20 protein-coding genes and 1 riboswitch are annotated in these 21401 nt (G+C 34.3%); of the genes, 9 read left to right on the top strand and 11 right to left on the bottom strand.

Annotated features, from left to right (window positions below; translation table 11 throughout):
* Positions 1 to 111: 111 nt before the first annotated feature.
* The 5 genes from WAZ07_RS16560 to WAZ07_RS16580 all read right to left on the bottom strand — a co-directional run bounded on the left by WAZ07_RS16560 (position 112) and on the right by WAZ07_RS16580 (position 6875).
* Positions 112 to 1020 carry an alpha/beta fold hydrolase gene (locus WAZ07_RS16560; RefSeq protein WP_336473341.1) on the bottom strand — a complete coding sequence of 303 codons (909 nt, stop codon included), beginning with the start codon at positions 1018 to 1020 and terminating at the stop codon, positions 112 to 114.
* 540 nt (positions 1021 to 1560) lie between these two features.
* Complete coding sequence (locus WAZ07_RS16565) at positions 1561 to 2130, bottom strand: dihydrofolate reductase family protein (RefSeq protein WP_336473342.1); 570 nt, start codon at positions 2128 to 2130, stop codon at positions 1561 to 1563.
* Positions 2131 to 2485: 355 nt separating this feature from the next.
* The gene (locus tag WAZ07_RS16570) at positions 2486 to 4702 is read right to left on the bottom strand and encodes a transglutaminase TgpA family protein (protein ID WP_336473343.1); all 2217 of its coding nucleotides are present in this window, start codon (positions 4700 to 4702) and stop codon (positions 2486 to 2488) included.
* Complete coding sequence (locus tag WAZ07_RS16575) at positions 4699 to 5913, bottom strand: DUF58 domain-containing protein (protein WP_336473440.1); 1215 nt, start codon at positions 5911 to 5913, stop codon at positions 4699 to 4701. Before WAZ07_RS16575 ends, WAZ07_RS16570 begins: the two co-directional genes overlap by 4 nt.
* Positions 5913 to 6875: an AAA family ATPase gene (locus WAZ07_RS16580; protein WP_336473344.1), complete on the bottom strand. Its 963-nt coding sequence runs from the start codon at positions 6873 to 6875 to the stop codon at positions 5913 to 5915. The genes WAZ07_RS16575 and WAZ07_RS16580 overlap by 1 nt, the downstream gene beginning before the upstream one ends.
* A gap of 538 nt (positions 6876 to 7413) precedes the next feature.
* On the opposite strand from WAZ07_RS16580, the gene WAZ07_RS16585 reads away from it, so the two are divergent.
* A complete protein-coding gene (locus WAZ07_RS16585; RefSeq protein ID WP_336473345.1) occupies positions 7414 to 7755 on the top strand; it encodes an SdpI family protein in 342 nt (113 codons plus the stop codon).
* A 153-nt stretch (positions 7756 to 7908) separates the two neighbouring features.
* Here the strand turns inward: WAZ07_RS16585 and WAZ07_RS16590 are convergent, their stop codons facing one another.
* Together WAZ07_RS16590 and WAZ07_RS16595 are read right to left on the bottom strand one after the other, a co-directional pair.
* Positions 7909 to 9276 (bottom strand): alanine/glycine:cation symporter family protein, encoded by a 1368-nt coding sequence (locus tag WAZ07_RS16590; protein ID WP_336473346.1) that lies wholly within the window; start codon positions 9274 to 9276, stop codon positions 7909 to 7911.
* A gap of 107 nt (positions 9277 to 9383) precedes the next feature.
* Positions 9384 to 9504, bottom strand: a riboswitch (glycine riboswitch).
* A gap of 419 nt (positions 9505 to 9923) precedes the next feature.
* Positions 9924 to 10094: a hypothetical protein gene (locus WAZ07_RS16595; protein ID WP_336473347.1), complete on the bottom strand. Its 171-nt coding sequence runs from the start codon at positions 10092 to 10094 to the stop codon at positions 9924 to 9926.
* A 182-nt stretch (positions 10095 to 10276) separates the two neighbouring features.
* On the opposite strand from WAZ07_RS16595, the gene WAZ07_RS16600 reads away from it, so the two are divergent.
* The 4 genes from WAZ07_RS16600 to WAZ07_RS16615 all read left to right on the top strand — a co-directional run bounded on the left by WAZ07_RS16600 (position 10277) and on the right by WAZ07_RS16615 (position 12766).
* Positions 10277 to 11155: an SDR family oxidoreductase gene (locus tag WAZ07_RS16600; protein ID WP_336473348.1), complete on the top strand. Its 879-nt coding sequence runs from the start codon at positions 10277 to 10279 to the stop codon at positions 11153 to 11155.
* A 196-nt stretch (positions 11156 to 11351) separates the two neighbouring features.
* The gene (locus WAZ07_RS16605) at positions 11352 to 11771 is read left to right on the top strand and encodes an SRPBCC family protein (RefSeq protein WP_336473349.1); all 420 of its coding nucleotides are present in this window, start codon (positions 11352 to 11354) and stop codon (positions 11769 to 11771) included.
* A complete protein-coding gene (locus tag WAZ07_RS16610) occupies positions 11772 to 12143 on the top strand; it encodes an ArsR/SmtB family transcription factor (RefSeq protein ID WP_090914610.1) in 372 nt (123 codons plus the stop codon).
* Between the two features lie 125 nt (positions 12144 to 12268).
* Positions 12269 to 12766, top strand: coding sequence for a DUF421 domain-containing protein (locus WAZ07_RS16615; protein WP_336473350.1), 498 nt, complete (start codon positions 12269 to 12271; stop codon positions 12764 to 12766).
* Positions 12767 to 12781: 15 nt separating this feature from the next.
* Here WAZ07_RS16615 and pdxR read toward each other — a convergent pair whose 3' ends face one another.
* Positions 12782 to 14218, bottom strand: a complete 1437-nt coding sequence (pdxR, locus tag WAZ07_RS16620) for a MocR-like pyridoxine biosynthesis transcription factor PdxR (protein ID WP_336473351.1) — start codon at positions 14216 to 14218, stop codon at positions 12782 to 12784.
* A gap of 149 nt (positions 14219 to 14367) precedes the next feature.
* On the opposite strand from pdxR, the gene WAZ07_RS16625 reads away from it, so the two are divergent.
* Positions 14368 to 15285, top strand: a complete 918-nt coding sequence (locus WAZ07_RS16625) for a DMT family transporter (protein WP_336473352.1) — start codon at positions 14368 to 14370, stop codon at positions 15283 to 15285.
* A 59-nt stretch (positions 15286 to 15344) separates the two neighbouring features.
* On the opposite strand, the gene WAZ07_RS16630 is transcribed toward WAZ07_RS16625, so the two are convergent.
* Together WAZ07_RS16630 and WAZ07_RS16635 are read right to left on the bottom strand one after the other, a co-directional pair.
* Positions 15345 to 16448 carry a sensor histidine kinase gene (locus WAZ07_RS16630; protein ID WP_336473353.1) on the bottom strand — a complete coding sequence of 368 codons (1104 nt, stop codon included), beginning with the start codon at positions 16446 to 16448 and terminating at the stop codon, positions 15345 to 15347.
* Entirely contained in the window at positions 16439 to 17158 is a 720-nt protein-coding gene (locus WAZ07_RS16635; protein WP_336473354.1) for a response regulator transcription factor, read from the bottom strand. Before WAZ07_RS16635 ends, WAZ07_RS16630 begins: the two co-directional genes overlap by 10 nt.
* A gap of 161 nt (positions 17159 to 17319) precedes the next feature.
* On the opposite strand from WAZ07_RS16635, the gene WAZ07_RS16640 reads away from it, so the two are divergent.
* The 3 genes from WAZ07_RS16640 (at position 17320) to WAZ07_RS16650 (ending at position 19860) form a co-directional block, all read left to right on the top strand.
* Entirely contained in the window at positions 17320 to 18243 is a 924-nt protein-coding gene (locus WAZ07_RS16640) for an ABC transporter ATP-binding protein (RefSeq protein WP_336473355.1), read from the top strand.
* Positions 18236 to 18940 carry an ABC transporter permease gene (locus tag WAZ07_RS16645; RefSeq protein WP_336473356.1) on the top strand — a complete coding sequence of 235 codons (705 nt, stop codon included), beginning with the start codon at positions 18236 to 18238 and terminating at the stop codon, positions 18938 to 18940. The genes WAZ07_RS16640 and WAZ07_RS16645 overlap by 8 nt, the downstream gene beginning before the upstream one ends.
* Before the next feature lie 62 nt (positions 18941 to 19002).
* Entirely contained in the window at positions 19003 to 19860 is an 858-nt protein-coding gene (locus WAZ07_RS16650; RefSeq protein WP_336473357.1) for a DUF4097 family beta strand repeat-containing protein, read from the top strand.
* A gap of 196 nt (positions 19861 to 20056) precedes the next feature.
* Here the strand turns inward: WAZ07_RS16650 and WAZ07_RS16655 are convergent, their stop codons facing one another.
* The gene (locus WAZ07_RS16655; RefSeq protein ID WP_336473358.1) at positions 20057 to 20908 is read right to left on the bottom strand and encodes a creatininase family protein; all 852 of its coding nucleotides are present in this window, start codon (positions 20906 to 20908) and stop codon (positions 20057 to 20059) included.
* Positions 20909 to 21401: the final 493 nt, after the last annotated feature.

Consider the following 21401-nt stretch of genomic DNA (forward strand, 5'->3'; position numbering starts at 1 on the left):
TTGTTGAATAAAGAATCTAATCGTATAGTGGATATCTGTATATTTTTTACTCCGATTATTAAAAAGAAGTGATAATGCAAGCTGTTATTACAACATATTGCCACTTTCAACTTAGTTGTCATTAGAATGTTGTTCTACAAAATCAAGGATTTTAGCATTAACTTCGTTAGAGAACTCACCATTGATTGCGTGAGATGCATTTTTCCAGTTAACGATATCGATATCTTTAACATATTTTTTCCCAGTTTCAACTGCTTTTGCTGAATCGTGCATTGTACTTTTTTCAGCCATTAATGCAAGAACTGGAACATTGATATTCTTTAAATCCTCTTTAGTAAATAGATCAGGCGCTGGGGTTTTAAGTTTATAATTACGCATACCCGACTCGATTAATTTAGCAATAGGCTCATCGTCATTTGCTTTTGCTCCTCCAGAAACATAGCTTAACATCTTTTCTCTTATAAACTTAGGTACAACAGGTACGGAAGCTGGAATAGATGCAAGAATCATCTTTATGGGCATTTGTGCAAATACAAAGACTGGGTCCAATAAACTAGCCGAAGCAATATGCTCTGGATTATATCTGGCCAAATTCATTGTTGTCCAACCACCAACTGAGACACCCACGATATGCACTTTTTCTAAACCTAATCCTTCAATCGCTTCATTTAACCATTCTGCTTGTTGCTTTTGGCTTTCAATCACCTTCATTTGCACACTCATACCAGGTTCACCGAGTAAATCTATCGTGTAAACTGGTCTTTCCTCTCTTAGCCCTTCTAAATTCGGTACCCACATTGGAGTAGATGCACCACGGCCAGGGAGTAAGAGTATTGGATCTTTATGTTTGTTTTCCTCTTTAGTAAAGTAATAAGCACGAACTGTGCCATATTTCGTTTTTATATCTTTCGTCTCGTTAGGCTTTGGAAGAAGTGCCATTGATTCATCGTAAGCAATTTGAAAGTCTTCCTTCCCTTCTTTAGATGTAAAGTGACCAATCTTGTTATCATCTCTCTTCATTTTAACTCCTCCTCTTTTGACAAAAATATTGATGAGCTCTATCAATATAATCATCACAATAATCCATTAAAAATTTATCTCCTTCAGGCTAAAACGCACTTTGGTTTAACGATTTAGAAAATGCTTCATGTATTTCTTGATTGTCATCAGTTGCATATCGAATAAGGGGAGGACTAGAGTCTAACCTAGCGTTAGTCCCAAGATGGTCACAATGAGCGCAACGGCCATCAAGATCCTGCTAGGATGAAGGGCGGCGCATTACCCAAAGAGAGATGATAGTACCATACAAATAATAATTACCTAAAAGTAAAAAGTTTCAAAAATCTTCAAATAAGTTCCGCCCTTTATATTCTTATTCAATATTAGAGCCTTTTTATTCTTTATATCATTTAAATGAATTACATATAGGCACGTTAAATGGGGGATAACTGCCCGTAAAAGCCCGATTGGTGAGGGCTTTCCGTCAGTGGGGGATGAAGAAAACCTCCACTGACGGAAGTTTCACTTTATTGTATTTTATCTTTGGAATGCGCAATATTATTAATTCCCATTCAAATGATAGATTAGTTGCACAACGCCAGAGGAGAACGTTCTTGTAGTAATCATTTTTAAATTCATCCTCTGTTTTATATCAATAAATAACGGTTTTCCTTCTCCCAAAATAATGGGGTGAACAGATAATCTAAATTCATCAACAAGCCCTAAATTGATAAAAGTTGTAATAAGACTTGCTCCGCCATATAGCCAGATGTCTTTACCAGGCTTATTCTTTAATTTATTTACTTCTTCAAAAACATTGTCATTTATGAATATTGCTTTATTATCAGTCCCTTTTTGTGTTTTGGAAAACACATATTTTTCTTTGCTATGAACTAATTCCCAAATTTCTTTTTCAGTATCAGTATCTTCAATTTCTGGAGTAAATTGTCCCCATAGATCGAAGCTTTTTCTTCCATATAAAATAGTATCAATTTGATTTAAGAAATTAATAAACCCCATCTCAGAGTCCATGATGCACCAATCAACTTCCCCATTTTCTCCTTCAATAAAACCATCTAAAGTAACTGCTAAATCTAAAATTATTCTTCTTGGGCTTACGTTATTGGACATAATTCTTCCTCCCTTTAATCATTTAGATATTGTTTCTCCTGTCAAGTTTTTGTGAATTCTGAATAAAGTTGCTGATGTTATTAAACTAACCTGCTCTTTAACTTAATAACAATCACCTCAAATTGCCATTATTCCCACAATTCATTTAAGAATATGGCCCTTTAACGGAACAACTTATTGTCACTCAACAGTTCCTTAACCAATCTTTTAATTCAGATGTTCTTTTCTTTTTTACTATAAAAACACCCCTTTAGATAACCATCTCCAAAGGGGTAAAACGGTGCAACTTTTTTACAAACGGTATAACTTTTTTAAACTGTATTCATAATGATTTTAACACCACTTTATTAAAAAATTAAATTACTGCATCAAAGTCAATTGATTTAGGCATAGAGGCTGCTTTTTTCATAAGTGCTTCCCATAATTGTACGGATTTGTTCCACTCGGCTGCGCCCTGTTCCTTTTGATACATGGCATTCTCATAACTAAGAGTAAGTTGTTGCATATCAGTCGAACTGTAAAGTGTGTCGATACGGAGTGCGTACTCTCGTAATGTTTGACTTTCATTTCGGGGTATACCGATTCTCGCAAATTGTTTTAAAAGTGCATCGTAGGCTTTTGGATAAACGGCATCACCTTTTCGGTATTTATAGAAAAGAATCATAAAAAATGTAAGCCATTTCATTCTAGTGGTAAAGAGAATGTACCCTATGATACTCATTGGTATAGTAGAGAGGAATACGTACCACCAGGAAAATTCTTTTTTAGAATTTGTAATCTTTTTGGTAGAAACTTCTTCTGTATTTTCTATTAAACTTTTGAGTTTTGCTTCATTGTTCCGCTGCTGCATTTGTTCGTTGTTAGAATTGATTACTTCGCTATTTTGCGAAGTAGAAGCTGGAGCGTTATTTATAAAATGATATGGATTGGTAAATCCTTTTGTTGGTTCGAACGGAATCCATCCGTATCCTGGAAAGTATACTTCGACCCAAGAGTGCGCGTTATTGTTTGCGATTTTATAAACGCTATCACCTAATGTATTGTCAAGAGTTCCTTCAGTATAGCCTTTTACCCAGCGAGCAGGAATCGAGGCGGAACGAAGTAATACAATCATAGACGTCGAAAAATTATTACAGTATCCTTTTTTTGTATCGAAAAGGAATTGATCTACATAATCTTGGTTTTTGGCAGGCACCATGACATTGATTGTTTCGTATACAAAAGAATTGTCTGTTAAGTAATTTTCAATAGCTAATACTTTATCATAGCGGTTGTCTTTATCATTTGTAAGATTGACAGCCAAGTCTTTTACTCGCTGTGGTAATGATTCGGGAAGCTGTGTATACTTAGTTCTGAAATAAGAACTTGTTTCATGACCTTCATTTGGTTTTACAGCTTTCAAATTTTCTATGGAAAACTGCGGGGTCTCATATGTTACTTTATACGAATTTAAAGTAGTAGAAGAGTCTCCGTTCATTGTATAAATTTTTTCTGAAAATGGATCAACGCTGTATGATATGTCAGAAGTAGCCTCAACTGATACTAATCCTGCTGGATAAATAAGGTGAGGATAACTTTTTTGCATAGTAATCATTGCTGCGGTTGTCTCCATTTTTATGTTTTGTTCGTACCAGCTCATGACGTCGTTTTTATTTTTAAAAGAAATTTTTTTCGGCTTTTCAGAAACTTCCCAGCCTTTTCCCGTATAAAAGTCTTTTGTTTCTACTCTCCAATATTGTTTGTTTTGCGTTTGCGCTGTAAAAACAATTGTATGATCTGCCTCAAAAGGACCGCCTAATTGCGAGTCATCTAAACCGTACCCGATTTTAGAAACTTTTGGTTTCTCATTTACTTCAGATGTTTTGAATTTTAAAAAATTCATCGGATTGGTCCATTGAGGGCCGAATTTTGGAGTAAAGTATGCAATGGTTGTGGACAATACAATAAATATCGCAAGAGGTCTAAGTAATTTTGTAAGATGTCTAGCATAATTTTGTAATTGTTCACTTTCTTTTATCCGTTCAATTTGAAGAAGGCTTAGCATAAAAAAGCCGATGACAACGGTACGAATAATCGCATAATTTGAATTGTATAAATGTAAGTTATGAAAAGTCGAGATATAAATGATAGTCAAAATAAGAAATAACAATCCGCGTTTTTTATGAATCATCCAAAAAGAGATGAAAGAACTCAAAAACCAGAATGATAGAAAAAATAAGAATGTCGGAAAAACTGGAGAAATATCTAGCAAATTTCCCTGAAAAAACAGGGAGGCGTTTTGAGAAAGATCAGAAAAGAATGTTGTGAGCCAAGATGGATTTATAAAGGCATTTTTATAATATAAGGAATGAATAATGAATAAAATTGTTACAACCTTAATTGGAATTTGCCACTTCGTTTGAAAAAAAGAGAGAGTGAAGCAAATTCCTATAAATATTACAAAAATATCTAGTCTACCTACATTTGTAATACCTATAAGCGGCCTTACCCACTCTAGTAAAAGAAGAAATCCGCATATATGTATAAAGAATCTACTCATATCCCATTGATTTTTCACTTGTAATGTTTTCATTTGCTCACCTCAAAAAACACGTTCGTATAACGGTTTTCATAAACCACTTTTACCATTATTTTTCGTTTTTGTAGAGTTTCTAGTATACTTAGTTCTCGATGTGAGAGTTGGTTTGCTTTTTCTTTCACGACGAACACTATTAATTTTCTATTTTTTATCGCTGCGCAATCAGCTGCTTTTTGAATATCGAGAGAAAGATCGCTTGTGACAAGTATAGTAGTGATTGGCTGATACATTTTTCTTAATTCCATTTCTACACTTTGAGAGAGCGGGAATATACTGTCTGCTTGTACTTTCGCTAAATGACAAAAGATTTGTTGCAACTGAGTATCTCCATTATCTAAAGGGAATACAGTTCGTTCTTTTCCGACAGACACGAATGACGCTGGTGAATTTTGCTTCAAGACAGCCTTTACAATAGAGGCAGTAAACGTAACAACTGATTCGAATAGGGAAGATGGGGTTCTGTCCATGAATATCATGATATTATTGCTGCGCTGTTGCTCAAACTCTTTCGTCATAATATTGTTTGTTCGAGCAGTTGCCTTCCAATCAATCCATGAAAAACGATCACCAGGTTTATATTCTCTGACACCGACAGAGACTGTAGAGTCTTTTGTTAAATTTATATTTGCTGAAAGTGCTCCTTGTTCAAAATGATTTTCTAATTGTCGATAAGTTATATCTACATACTTGGGATAGACTAAAAATGTATCAGGGACTGAAAAAAATGTCTCTTTTTCCATAATACCGAATAGATCGCCAGTTTTTACACGTATGCTCGAAAAAGTGTGCTCTCCTCTAGGGATTGTATCGATGACATATTGAAACGAAATACTTTGTTTTAACCCTGGAAATAGTATTACTTTATTCGCCCTTGTTTGTTTATAATTTGTAAATTGTGGAGGCAGTTCATCTTCTACAACTAAATAAAGTAAGGGGAAAGGCAATTTTCTTTTTATTGTAATAGTGCTTAAAAATTGTTCTCCCGCCAAATATTCTTTTTGATTCGTTATTCGTCTCACTTCAGCGTCCCGTAAGGCGTAGAAGGGAAGTAGTAATGCGTAAAGGCTGAAAGGAATCGTACTGTAAAACAAAAACCAACTTACAAACCCTCCTTGCAGCATAGCATATACAAATGTTAAGACAAGGAATAGAGGGATCAACAACAACTTGGCAACATGATAAATTGCTCGTAGTAGTCGTTTCATCAAAGGTTCATCGTCCTTTGAGTCGGTACGGAAGTACGGGCAACGATTTTTGCGATAACTTTTTCTCCCGTTATACCTTCAAATTTCGCTTCCATTTTTAGAATAAGTCTGTGAGCTAAAACGTAGGGCGCTAAAAATTTAACGTCGTCTGGAATAACATAATTTCTGCCATGGATGAATGCAAAAGCCTGTGAAGCCTTCATTAAAGCAATAGACCCACGTGGACTTGCACCTAGCTGTATGGAATTATAAGACCGGGTTTGAGTGACAAGTTTTACAATGTAATGTTTGATTTCTTTGTCTATACATACTTCCCGTGTGCATAGTTGTAATTTCAATAATTCTTCTATTGTAATAATAGCCTGTAAACGGGAGAGAGGATTTGTTTTTTCCATACGATTTAAAATTTCAAATTCTTCTTCTGGAGTAGGATAACCCATTTTTAGCTTCAATAAGAAACGATCGAGCTGAGCTTCTGGCAAAGGATATGTTCCTTCATACTCAACCGGATTTTGCGTCGCCATTACAAAGAACGGTTTTGGTAACAGTCTTGTGATGCCATCTATTGTGATACTACCTTCCTCCATACTTTCAAGTAAGGCCGATTGTGTCTTCGGTGATGTACGATTAATTTCATCAGCAAGCACAAAGTTCCCCATAATTGGCCCAGGCTTAAACTCAAATTGTAATTCTTTTGGATTATAAATAGAAACACCTGTTACATCTGACGGCAGTAAATCAGGTGTGAATTGAATTCGCTTGTAATCGGCATCAATGGATTTAGAAAGGGCGCGGACTAACATTGTTTTTCCGACACCCGGAACATCTTCTAATAAAACATGCCCTTCAGCTAAGAGAGCCGTCAAAGTTAGGATCGTTTCTTTTCGTTTTCCTACCATCAATTTTTCAATATTGTCAATTATTTTTTCTACAATTGGATGTAATGTATCAAGCTGGGTCATTGTAATCCTCCTAAATTTTATAATCGTTTTCTAGTTCATTTACTGTGAAATAGAAATTAAGTTAAAGAAATGAGTTTTCTTCGGTTTATTGCAGTAGAATAGTAATCTAAGAAATAATTAGCATTTGTATTATATAAGTTAAAAATTGAAACATATATTTTAGCTGGGAAGCCTTTGATCATGTATAGAAAAAGTTTAAATATAAAAAACATAATGACATACTTTATAATTTCGATATATCCAAAGGAAATCCTATCCTTAATTTCGTAAATATTCAGATTATTATTTTTAGTTCTACCTAATATCAGTGTTACTGATTTCTCTTAGTACCTTTTACGCAAGACCTTAGGAAAGCTTGAGAGTGTCATACCTGTGGCCTATTTGATTATTGTGGGTTTCCATGAATAATGCCATATAGTTGTTACACTATATATTCACATTAATTAACAAATTAAAGTTCAATTGTAACAATATGGTATAATTAGTTTATAAAGGTAATAATTAGTTTTTGAAAAATAGATAAAGAGGGGGGATTTTAATGGTATATATGCTTGTAAATATAGGAATTAGTCTATTGATTGGTATCATATTCATATTATCTGCACTACTATTAAAAAAATATCCAACTACAGATATTAATGCAGCATTTGGCTATCGAACGCGTCGATCTATGAAGAATATAGAGTTATGGCAGGCGGGGAATAAATATAGTGCTGAAATTATGAGGAAAAATGGTTTTTTAATGATTCTTATAGGAAGTATAATTAGCCTAACATTCAGGTATCCACAAACAATAATTGCACTCATAGCTCTTATGATACTATTAATAATTATTATGTTTGTTAGGGTAGAGACGAAATTAAAGGTAATGGAGAAATAATATAATAATTAATTACAAAATTTTTTATAAAAATCGTATCATGATTTATAGTTGAAGAATCCATTTTGCTCGAACTTTTTCAAAATGGATTCTTTTTATTTATCATAAATTAATGGTTTTTTAATCAAACTTTATTTAAAAACAAGAGTTAATTTAACTTGCAATCCGATTGTTAGAATTGTTAGATTTTTCCGCCTGTAAAAACCGTTGTGTTTCTGTAACAACAATCCCGCTTAATCCAATCAAACCAATTAAATTTGGGATTGCCATTAGTCCATTTGCAATATCAGAGAACGTCCAAACAAGTCCTAGTTTTAAATTTGCCCCAAACATGATTATACCAACAAAAATGAGACGGTAGTATCGAACTGCATGATAGCCAAATAAATATTCAACACATTTCTCTCCATAATATGACCAGCCTAACATTGTGGAATACGCAAATAAAATAATTGCGATGCCAAGGATCATACTTCCGGCGCTTCCAAATACAGTTTGAAATGCAAATGTTGTTGCTTCAACGCCCGTTTTACCGGAATTCCAAGCACCTGTTGTGATAAGTACTAAACCAGTGATTGTACATACAACAAATGTATCAAGGAACGTTCCCGTCATAGATACGAGTGCTTGTTTAGCGGGGGAGTCAGTCTTCGCAGCAGCGGCAGCAATTGGCGCACTGCCAAGTCCAGCTTCGTTTGCAAACACACCTCGAGCCATTCCGATTTGAATAGCTGAAGCAACAGTTGCTCCGGCAAAGCCCCCAGCAGCTGCAGTGCCATGAAAAGCACCTGAGAAAATGAGCTGGAATGCCGTTGGAATTTGATCTATATGATAAAAAATAATAATAAGTCCAGCAATGATATAAAAGAAAGCTTTAATTGGAACAAAAAAACCGGTCACTTTTCCTATTTTTTTTACGCCGCCTAAAATGACAATTGCGATGAAAAGAGCCATTACGATTCCAGTTGCGACAGGGGATACGGAAAAATTAATTTTCATAGCCTCAGCAACTGAATTAGACTGCACCATATTTCCAATTCCAAATGAAGCTGTTGTTCCGAAAATAGCAAATAATATAGCGAGCCATTTCTTTCCTAACCCATGTTCTAAATAATACATCGGACCACCCGAGTACTCACCGTTAGCACCATGCATGCGATATTTTACTGCAAGAATCGCTTCTGAATATTTTGTTGCCATTCCAAACAAGGCAGTAATCCACATCCAAAACACTGCACCAGGTCCTCCGATAGATACTGCGGTTGCAACGCCAGCTATATTTCCCATCCCGATAGTAGCTGACATGGCGGTCATTAACGCTTGGAAGTGACTAATGTCACCTTTAGAAGAGTTGTCTTCTGTTTTTCCAAATGCTAGCTTATGTGCGTATAATAGTTTGATAAATTGTAGGCCTCGCAGACGTACTGTAAGGAGGATTCCTGTTCCAACAAGCAGTACGAGTGTCGGCAGCCCCCATACGTAATGATTAATTACTTCTAATACTTGATTCACTGTTTCCATCTTTACTCTCCTTTAGAAAAAATAAAAAACCATTTCATGTAAACGAAATGGTCTCTGGAGATACAAGGAATAGAAAAATAAACCGATTCGGGAATCGGTATTTTCTGTCGCTTGTCTCTGTCCTTTTACCTGAGAGATTATCCGCTGTAATGGCGGATTTGCTCCTTCGGTGCCCTGTTTCCTCCATGTTGCTGTGCAACAGGAGGGAGTCTCTCCAGAGATTCGTCCCCATACAGTTCTACTTGAACACAAGACCTGAGAGTTTCAAAGCTGTCCGACCAGCTTTTTGCCCCATCGGTAGATCAAAAGATCTTCTCCTGTATGGTTCATCCGAATGCTATGAAATTAACATGAGTTATTATAATCACGATTTATATGATAAGTCAAGAAGGAAATATTTATAAATACAAATTGAAAAAACGAAATAAAAAACTTTTTTGTTTTTTAGATGGGCGAGAGAATCTGGCCATGCATAGAAGCGGTCAGGGTCTTTTCCTACCACATGCAAGGTTTTAAAATAAAGGGAAAAAAGCGAGCGAAAGTCATTTTTGTTCTGCATAATATTGACTTATAGGTTGAAAAATCAAAATGGATGTATATATCGATTTTGATTTTAAGCGCTCCTTTAAACTGGAAAATACTTTTTTTCATAATTCATAGATCACTTTAGTAAGCACGTCATTATAATTTTCACATGTTAATTCATACATTTTCATATCACTATTATACTTTATCTCATCTATTTTAGGGTGAGAAGCATAATAGATTGTTTCTAACATAGTTATGAATTGATTAATAGTGGACTGTGTAAGAGTCACTGTTTATCCTCCATACAAATACTACTTTTGATGTGTATAATTAAGCATATGTTATGTTCAGAGATAAATATTGAAAATAATGAGGTAGTTTATGTTAAATTAGGCTAGCAGAATAAAGAGGAAAGAGATTCATTTTTTTAAAAAAATGAAGTGTAACCAAATCATATGTAAAGGAGAAATATATGAAACCATTACAAGGGAAAGTTACAGTAGTAGCTGGTGGAACACGCGGTGCTGGAAGAGGCATTGCAATGATGCTTGGTGAAGCTGGTGCTACTGTATATGTGACAGGAAGAAGTACAAAAGGAAACTTATCATCAATGGGAAGAACAGAGACGATTGAAGAAACGGCTGAACTTGTAACGAAACAAGGCGGAAAAGGAATTGCGGTTCGCGTTGATCATACTGTGAAAGAAGATGTCGAAGCTTTATTCGTAAAAATTGCACAAGAGCAGAATGGGCAGTTAGATATTTTAGTGAATGATGTATGGGGAGGCGATCCACTGGCAGAGTGGAATGTACCATTTTGGGAACATAACTTAGATAATGGAATTCAAATGCAAAAAAACGCTGTACATTCTCATATGATAACAAGTCATTACGGTGTCCCGCTTATGGTGAAGAATAAGAAAGGACTTGTTGTTGAGATTACAGATGGTGTTGATTACGAATATCGGGGGAATCTGTTTTATAGCCTCGCTAAAATTTCCACAATTCATTTAGCCCAGGCAATGGCAAGAGACTTAGCTCCCTACAATATAACATCTGTTGCAGTTAGTCCGGGCTTTTTACGTTCTGAAGCGATGTTAGATATATTCGGTGTGACAGAAAATAATTGGCAAGAAGGAGCAAAAAAAGATCCACATTTTATCGCATCAGAAACACCATTTTTTATCGGAAGAGCAATTGCTGCTTTAGCGAGCGATCCGAATGTTCATAAGAAAACGGGAAAAGCACTTAGTTCGTGGGAGTTAGCAAGAGAATATAAATTCAAAGATATAGATGGAAGACAGCCTGATTGGGGAAAATATTTTGAAGAACATGTAAAACATACTTTATAAAGAGTTTTAATGAATTTAGGAAAGAGTAACTAAACACTCGTAACCATACTGTTTTTTAGTTATTACAATGGTTTTTTGATATTCACAGGATTGCATAAGGGTTAATGAATATTGACATGTAACCAAAAGGTGTTATATTATATCAAAGTGAAACCAAAGGGTTGCATTTTAAAATTAGGAAAGAAGGAAAAGTAATATGAACACATTACAAGATATTAAGCAAACAATCGTGCTAGAAGCACCTATTCAAAAAGTATGGGATACAGTATCAACTGCAGAAGGCATTGCATTATGGTTTATGCCAAATGATTTTCAAGCGGAAGTAGGACATGAATTTCATATTCAATCTCCTTTTGGACCATCTCCATGTAAAGTATTAGAAATTGATGCTCCTCATCATCTTTCTTTTGCCTGGGATACAGATGGCTGGATTGTTTCTTTTCTTTTAAAAGATTTAGGCGATAAAACTGAATTTACACTCATTCATGGTGGTTGGAAAGAGCCTGACTTTATTCTTCCAAAAGCAAATGAGAAAAGCTCTGTTATTCGTGAGAATATGGCATCTGGTTGGATTCGCATTGTGAACGAAAAACTTAAAAAGGTTATTGAAGGCTAAGTGTCTCCATCAGCAGAAAATTACGATGTATTCCAAGCGATTGCTGATCCAACTCGTAGAGAGGTACTTCGATTACTGGCAGAAAAAGAATTACCTATTTCAGAAATAACATCTCATTTTCCGATTAGTCGTACAGCTGTCACAAAACATCTTCACATTCTTTCAGAGGCAAAGTTAGTCAGTGGAAAGAAGGTAGGAAGAGAAAAAATTTATCAGCTGCAGCCAGAACCTTTACAAGAATTAAAGCAGTGGCTTTCGTTTTACGAACAATTTTGGAATAATAAATTATCCATTTTGAAACATGTGGTTGAAAATGGAGAGAATCATGGATTAAAAATTGTTGAAACAAAATTAGATAAACAAGAGGAATAAGATCACTTTCTTCTATATGAAAAAGAGTATGTTTAAACATACTCTTTTATATTTGATAAACAGGATTAAGATTAATTTGAAGATGGTAATACTGTGTATAAATAGCTGTAAAAGGAATGGACTATATGCATATTGTTCTTGAAAGCATGATACTAATCGCTACAGGTATTATCGTTTTAAAATTTGCGGGAAGTAAGTCTCTTAGTCAAATGACAAGAGCTGAAATTATTGTCATTGTATCTATTGGGCGCATTATAGTAGAGCCGGTTTTAAGTAAGAAGTTAGGAACAACAATATTAACCGCGTGTACATTTTCTATTGTTTTACTGATCATTCATTATTTAGAAGTAAAATCACGAAAGGTGGAACGATTCCTAGATGGTAATACGATCGTTATTATTAAAGATGGAAAAATTTTAAAGGATAACTTAAATCGTGCCAAAATGACAGAACAGCAATTATTTATGCATTTAAGAGAACAGGGAATTCATGACATTCAAACATTACAGCAAGCAACTGCAGAACCAAACGGCCGTATTGGCTATCAATTAACAGCTCAAGCACAGCCGGTTACTCGCGAAGTGTTAGAAAAAGTACTGCGGCAATATATTTTTAAAGAATAAGGAATATTCATGTGTCTATTTTTGAAAATCTAAAATTATTTCACGTAGCTTTTGTAGCCCAACATTTAAATCTTGATCACTTAGCATGGAGTAACTGATACGCATATACTCGTGTTTCGGTTCATGAACAAAGCAAGCTGTTCCGGGTAAAAAAGAAATGTTAGCTTCATTTGCTTTTTTTAGTAATGTAAATGAATTCATTGAATTCGGAAGGGAAACCCATAAATTAAAGCCGCCTTTTGGTACTTGAAAGTGAATTGTATCCGTTAAGGAAGCAAGTATTTCTATTGTAGTATCACGACGCATTTGTAAGGCAGTTCGTAGTTTTTCTAAATGATTCTTCATTCTTTCTGTCCGTAAAAAAGGTAAAATAGCTTTTTGCGTTAACTGCGGACTTCCTATATCCATTAATGCTTTTGCGGCATATAACCAATCAAATACAGGTCCTTCGGCTAGAATTGCTGCGATACGAATCCCAGGTGCTAACGTTTTGCTAAATCCTTTTAAATAAATCACATGACCATTTGTATCGAAATATTTAAGGGGAGCCGGGAGTGTAACATCATCAAAATAAATCTCACCAAAAGAGTCATCTTCTATAATAAAAAAGTGATAAAGTTCTGCTAATTCTATAAGTTCTTTTCGTCTTTGTTCACTCATTAATATCCCAGTAGGGTTATGAAAGGCAGGATTCACGTATAACAAAACTGGATTATTCTTTTGACACACCTCATCTAATAAATCAGAACGGATGCCTTGTTCATCAAGCACAATGGAAATAACGTTGATTCCTTTGTTAACAAACACATCAATGGCAGCACCATAGCACGGACTTTCTACTATTACCGTGTCTCCTGGTTTTAATAATGTTTGAGCGATTAAATCAATTCCTTGCTGGGCACCACTTGTAATTAATAAATGAGCAGGATCAGCGCTCAATCCTTGATAGTCTTTTAAATATTTGCAAACTTCCATGCGAAGCTCTTCATCACCTTGTACAGATCCGTATGTGGCTAAAATCATTTTGTCTTCGTCTAATATTTTTTGCATTTCACTTGATAGAAACGGATTAGGTAAAAGGCGTGGATAGAGAATGGCCTGAGAAAAATCATAATACTTTTTGTGGCGATTGATAATATATTGAGATCTTATTACATTAACAGCTTTCATATGTTGCCAGTGATATGGAGCATTTGTATGTAGAGAAGGAGAGTTTTTCCCTCTTATGTAAACCCCTTTTCCAGGCTGTATATATACATAGCCTTTTGTCTCCAGCAATTTATATGCTTTTCGAACCGTCAATACACTTATTTTTAAATCGTCTGCCATAGTGCGTAAAGAAGGAAGAACATCTCCATCTACTAATATGCCGCCTTGAATACGCTGAACGATTTGCTCGTAGATTTGCTGATAAAACGGTAAATTAGATTCTTTTCGGATTATAATCTTCATTACTCTCACCTAATCTTCTTTTTATTTTCATTTAAACTGAAAAAAACTTTATAATCAACATAAAATATATACAACTGTTATATAGCTTGATGTACTGTTATACACTGTTTTCTCTATACTCATTTCAAGAATGAAAAGGGGGAAGCAGTATGATTATTTTTAATTATCTTCTTATTTGTGTCATTTTTGGGACGACATTTTTAACGATTAAAATAGGAATTGCAGCAGGGGCTCCGCCGCTTTTTTCAGCGGGGATTCGTTTCTTTTTGGCAGGTATAGTTGTGATTATGTTTTTTATCATGAAACGGAAACAAGTTCTACCATACCTTTTCATAAGAAGGATTATGTTCGCTGGTTTTTGTCTTACATTTATGACCTTCGCAACTTTATATTGGGCAGAGCAATATATCTCATCGGGATTAGCAGCCGTTCTTTCCGCTACAGGTCCAATGATGATTTTATTGCTTCAAACGAAACGAACGAAAATGAAATTGAGAAGGGAACAACTTTTTGCCCTTGTACTTGCTCTTATAGGAGTTGTATGCATTTCTTTACCAGGGTTACAGCAGCAATTCTCTTATACTTGGAGCATTGCTTGCCTTGTTATATTAGTAGGAGAATTCTTCTACGGAATGGGCGCTATTCATTCAAAGGGAATTTTATCAGATTTACTAGATGTCTCACCATTTTTGATTAATGGTATTCAAATGTTATATGGAGGTCTATTACTAATAGTTTGTTCTCTTTTATTAGAACATCCGAATCTATCTGCCTTAACTACATGGAACGTTCAATGGCCGATTCTGTATTTAATATTTATAGGTTCAATAGGTGGGCATGGCTTATACTATTGGCTATTATCCAAAACTAATCCTGTATTTCCATCTACTTGGCTTTATGTTTCGCCATTAATTGCTGTTATAACAGGATATATGTTTTTAGGTGAACCAATCAAACCAGTGATGGGAATTGGAGCTTTCTTCATATTAATCGGTGTTTTTATGGCGAATCGATCCACACTTGAGGTGTATTGGAGGCAAGGAAAACTGTTGAAAAAAGAGATGTAAGGTTTTTTTATTTCATTCATGAGTTTTAAAAGTGAAAGGACGTCTTAAGACTTGTTGTCTTATGAACGTCCTTTTTTCGGCAAGATGATATTGAATGATGTTCCTTTCGAAGGCTCGCTGTTGGCAGAAATTGTACCATTATGAGCATGTACAAGTTTATAGACAATTGCCATTCCAAGTCCAGTCCCTTCGGAAGAGGAATCAGTTGTTGTTCCTCGGTAATATTGTTGAAAAAGATTTTCTATCATATGAGGGGACATGCCAACACCGTTGTCCATAATATGGATAACTACATGTTTATCATTATCAGAAAGTGTTGTATATATATCGGTATGTTCAGGGTTGTGTAAAATCGAATTCATGAGAATGTTTTGTAAGATACGTTGCATAAATTTATGATCGAATTCAACATTAATTACAGGCGTATCCGCTTTAAAGTGAAGTTTATAGTTACTTGCTTGCGGATCATGACTAATGTCGGCAACAACTCTTTTTGCAAATTCGACTAAATCTTGATTCGTTTTATGTAAAGGTAATGTGCCTTCCGTGCTATTTAGTTGTAAGACGAGGCTTAAATCTTGAATTAATTCTTCCATATGTTTTCCTTTATCATCAATTTCTTGGATAAAAGATTGAACCTCATCTTTTGACCACTCATACTGATCATTTAATAAAAGCGCTGAATATCCCTTGATATATGTTAGTGGTGTTTTTAAGTCATGCGAAATACCAGCAATCCACTCTTGTTTGGCATTCTCTATTTTTTCCCTTTCTATCTCAGAAGCTTGTAATTTTACAGCCAATATTTGGAGCTGCTGAAGTCCCTCCTGATACAGAAGATAACGCATACGAAGTTTTCCCTTTTTGGTATAAATCTTTTGCAAACCTTTAGGTTGCTTGTAGTTTTCTTGTGAGAGTTGATGGATCCAAGTCATTATGAATCCAATCGGACCACCAAAATACCATCCAAACAAGCCAATGCAAATAATTGTGCTAATAACAAAAATCCCAGCCACAAGCAAACCTTCAGTGTTTTCATTAACAATGATACCGAACAGCGGAAAAATACCTTCAACAATAATGACAATGCAAAAACCAGTTACAAGCATCCAAAGAATAAGTCCTAATGCTAAATGGAATGTAAATCGAGTTTTTATTCGCATATAAACGCCTCATTTGGAGGGATGAATTTATAGCCAATTCCTCGTAAATTTACAATGATTTTTGGTTTGCGTGTATCATCACCAAGTTTTTTCCGCAGTTTGGATATATGGATCGTGACGGTTTTTTCTTCTCCAAAAACATCATTTCCCCACACGAATTCGTAGAGCTGTGCAGTTGTGAAAATACAATTCGGATTTTTGCAAAAGAAATGTAGTAACTCCAGCTCTTTTGCTGTGCATTCTACTAGATGATTTTTAACTGTTAATGTTGCAGATTCAGGGTTAAAAGTGAAGTAGTCATAATTGTATAAAGTACTTTGTTGTTGTGAATTCTCATACATTTTTTGACGACGAAGGATGACTTTTATTCGAGCTATTACTTCTAAAGGATTAAAAGGTTTTGTAATATAATCATCTCCGCCTATTCCTAAACCTGTCAATTTATCGAAGTCTGTTGAGCGTGCGCTAATAAAAATGATAGGTGTATTTGTATTTTTTCGGATTTCTGTACATAGTTCAAACCCACTTATATCTGGAAGCATGATATCGAGCAAAATAATATCATATACTTTTTCTTTGATACGCCGCAGCGCATCTTTTCCTGTTGAGACAGTTTCTATATGAATGAAATTCTCTTTCCTTAGTATTATTTCTAATAATTTCAATATACCAACTTCGTCATCTATTACTAATATTTTTGCAGATTCCATTTCGATTATCCCTCATTTCACCCTCATCATACCAATTTATTTTCAGTAGATGTTTATCCTAATAAAAATATTACAAGCATTTTCCATAGAGTTTACTTTGATTTTACTTTCATTCGTTAAGCTTATTGTAACATATCAATATAAAGCAGGAGGGACTACGAGTGGAATATGTTATCAAAATTAACAAATTAAGCAAGATGTTTAAGGGAACTGAAACGGTTTCTAATGTCAATATGAAAATTAATAGAGGAGAGATTTACGGGTTTTTAGGACCGAATGGCGCTGGAAAAACAACCATTATGAAGATGATCTTAAATTTAGTAAAGCCATCTTCTGGTGAGATTATTGTATTAAATCAGACTGTTTTACCAACATCTTATCAATATTTAGAGAAAATAGGCAGCATCATTGAATACCCAGTGTTTTATGACCGGTTAACAGCAAAGGAAAATTTAGACTTTCATTGTGAATACATTGGCTATCATGATAAAAGAGCGGTGGGTGAAGCTTTAGAAATTGTAGGACTTAAAGAGGTGGCAAATAAGAAAATTCATGAATTTTCTTTAGGGATGAAGCAACGATTAGGGATTGCGCGGGCGATTGTTACGAAACCGGAAATTTTAATTCTTGATGAACCTATCAATGGACTTGATCCAATCGGAATTAAAGACATTCGGGAGCTTTTATTACTTTTAAAAGAGGAATATGGAATTACCATTTTAATTTCAAGCCATATTGTATCCGAAATAGAATCTATAGCAGATACTATAGGCATTATTAATCAGGGGAAATTATTAAAAGAAGTAAAAATGGAAGAAATCAGAAAAGAAAATATCGAATATCTTGAAATCGAAGTAGACAATTTGAAAAAAACGATACAGGTACTGGAAGATACATTAGGAATTAAAAAATATGAAATAGTAGACCAGAATACGATTCGGATTTTTGAACAAGCCATTTCTCAATATCAAATCAATAAAGAATTGATATTGAATGACGTCATAGTAAAGAGAATTGAAAGAAAACAACACAATTTAGAAGAGTACTTTTTAAACCTTATTAATGGAGGCGGTCAACATGTTTAAACTTATGAAACTAGAATGGGAAAAACATTTCTTATCTAGTTATTTTAAAGGACTAGCAATTTGTATTGTTGGAATTTTCGCTGCTGCTGGTCTTATGGCAATAGGTTCTAAAGGTGAGAGTGAGCAAATGTTTCCAGATTATATGGCATTCATGTCTTTAACAAATATTCTTATTAGAATAACATTTATAATTTTTTCAAGCGTAATTTTATCGCGTTTAGTTATTGATGAATACAAGAGCAAAACGATTCAAGTAGTGTTTACCTATCCATTACAACGGAAAAAATTACTTCAAGCTAAGTTATCAATTGTTTTTGGATTTTGTTTTTTCAGCATAATTTTCACTACTTTTATTATCAGTATGTTAACTTTCTTCTTAAACCCAATTATAGGGTTCTTTGAAACACCTGTTAGTATAAATGAAATAATTGCTACAGTTCCAACTACTTTTATTCATGCATTTATGATGGCTGGAGTAAGCCTGATTCCTTTATATTTTGGTATGAGAAAAAAATCAACCGCTACAACAATTACCTCAGCTGTATTAATAGGTTTTTTGATTAACTCAACTATTTCTAATGGCGGTAGTTCGACTAGTTTATTCGAATTCATTGGGGTACCAATTGCATTCTGTCTACTTGGTCTAATCATTGGATATCTTTCTTATTATAAAATTGACAAAATTGATGTTGCTTAAACAAAGCGAGGATGGAGTAATATTCAAATTCAACAAGGGATGGGGAATAAAAATTAAAAAAAATGATACTAGCTTCTACTGCATTAATTGTAACTGGTGGATTCGTTTTTAGCTTCAAAGAAGTAGGAGGAAAGAGTTTTGAAAAAGAAACTTCCTTTGAAGCAGATAGTATTGAAGAAGTGGAGATAAACAATGAATCTTGGGATATAGAGTTCAAAAATACGAAATCAAAAAAAATAACAATCGAAGTTGAAGGAAAACAAAAGGACAAGAAAAAAGATCCCGTAACAATTAAAAATGATGGGAAGAAAATAGAAATGAATCAAAAAGACCAAAAGGGAATACTTGAAGGATTCAGTTTCGGGAAGAAAGGTACAATCTATATTTCTATCCCAAAGAATGAAATAGATACGATTACATTGAATAATAGTTTCGGTGATATAAAAATGAAAGATGTAGCGACTAAAAATATTGTAATTTCAAACGACTCTGGTGCTGAAAAAATTGAAGGACTGTCAGCGGATAAGGGGAAGTTTACATCAAAAGATGGGGAATTCAGCTTGAAAGATAGCTCGTTAAAGGCATTAACTGTAGCTTCCACTACTGGTGATAATTATATTACAAGTGTGACTAGTCCTAAAATGAAAGTTACTTCAACAGAGGGTGAAGTAACAATTAAAAATTCAAAAGAAGGAGAGTCATTGTTTGTAGAAACAAAATCAGGAGATATCGCTGTATCTTATCAAGAAGCTCCGACTTCATTAATGCTCACTGCTAATAGTCATTCATCTGATATAACAGTTAAATTAAATAGCTTTAAGAAAAAAAAGGATACTGAACAATCGAAAGAAGGAATCATTGGTGATGCAGCAAATAAATTGGAAGTTTTAAGTAAAGAAGGAACAATAAAGATAAATTAACATATTTGCTGATTTGAAATAAAGCTTGACCCAAAATATGAATTGAAATTGTATTTGGAAACAAACAATAAGAACCCATTTTGAACAAAAATTAAAATGGGTTCTTATTGTTTAAATTATATTTAAGTTTTATAAAAAAGTTCGATTATTTTCTTTGTTCTTTTTTGGTGAAATTACATTCCAATGATAAAAAAATTTAATTTTCTTTTTTTGATTGTGTTCTTAGATAATGAAGTATCTCCCTTGATGCAAACTCAATAAAGCCACTGATAAAATCTAACTTATCCTCTGCTAAAAAGGGAGTATAACCTTGAGGATTTCCAACATAGCCTTTGGGAGCAATCGATTTAGTTCTTTCGCCTCCTTTTTGCCACTCTTCCAAATCTTCCTTGCTTAATAGCCTAGGGGCTAGTTCTTCGATTTTTTCTTGCCTTACCAAATCGGGGAAATATTTTACAAATCGTGCTGTCCCCTGCGCTCCTGCGTGAAAATCTGGATAGCGAGGAGGGGGCTCGAACGAACCAAAGGAAAAATCGATATCAAAAATCAAGAATTCTTCTCGATCTTTCGTGATTCCTAACTGGTCCGCTAACAAATTAGCAATAACTGAACGAACATCAATATTTAGTGTTTGCCTTGTCTTTCTAATTGCTCCTATTAGCGCATCACCATGTTGTTGATCCCCGTGAATATCAATAACAAATATATGCTTTGCTCCCCATCTGAATAGGGATTCCCACATATCGAATAAGACTGCATGTACGGTTTCCTTTCTTGATGTAAAAGAACCGGGAAATGCGCCCGTAATATGATTTACACCAAAGTAATAAGGAGGTGCTATTATAGTTGGAATGTTCTCTTTTTCTAACCGTTTTTTTATACAACGACAAATATAATGGCTCTCGTAAATATCAACCCCTGTAGGTAAGTGGGGGCCTTGTTGCTCAATCACACCAGTCGGTGACAGCACCACTGCACCCTTTTGTAATGCCTCTTCAATTTCTAGCCATGTCATATCAGCAACAGTATCTTTGAAAATAGAATACATGAATCTACCCCATTTCATATATTTACATTAAGTTATTCAATTTGTAGGCTATAATTTAGGAAAATAAATTAATTATACAGTTAGAAATTCAACTTCTATAATCATTATTCCTTTTGCATACCCTGTCCCGTTAATATTCAATTAAAAAAGGAAAATCTTGCATTAAATCTAAAATAAAACTAAAAACATGTATTTGCAGCTGGTCATGATGAAAGGATTTTCCGACTGAATGAAAATATTCTATGTTTGGGTATGAAAGAAGGGGTTTTTCGTGAATTTTCGGTACAATTTGCAAGAGTAATGAATCATATGAGGTAATTTGCTATAGTTTTAGAAAAAATATCGAATTTATGAAGAGCTAGGCAGTATAAACAGTTTAAGGAAAATAAGAATAGTGTATTTTGTTGTGAAGATTGTAATCATAAAATACGTCTTGATGCCATTAAAAACTTTTTTAGATATGGAACTTTGTGAAAAAATGCAAGAGTTATTA

Source organism: Bacillus bruguierae (genome assembly GCF_037104725.1).
Classification (GTDB): Bacteria; Bacillota; Bacilli; order Bacillales; family Bacillaceae_G; genus Bacillus_A; species Bacillus_A bruguierae.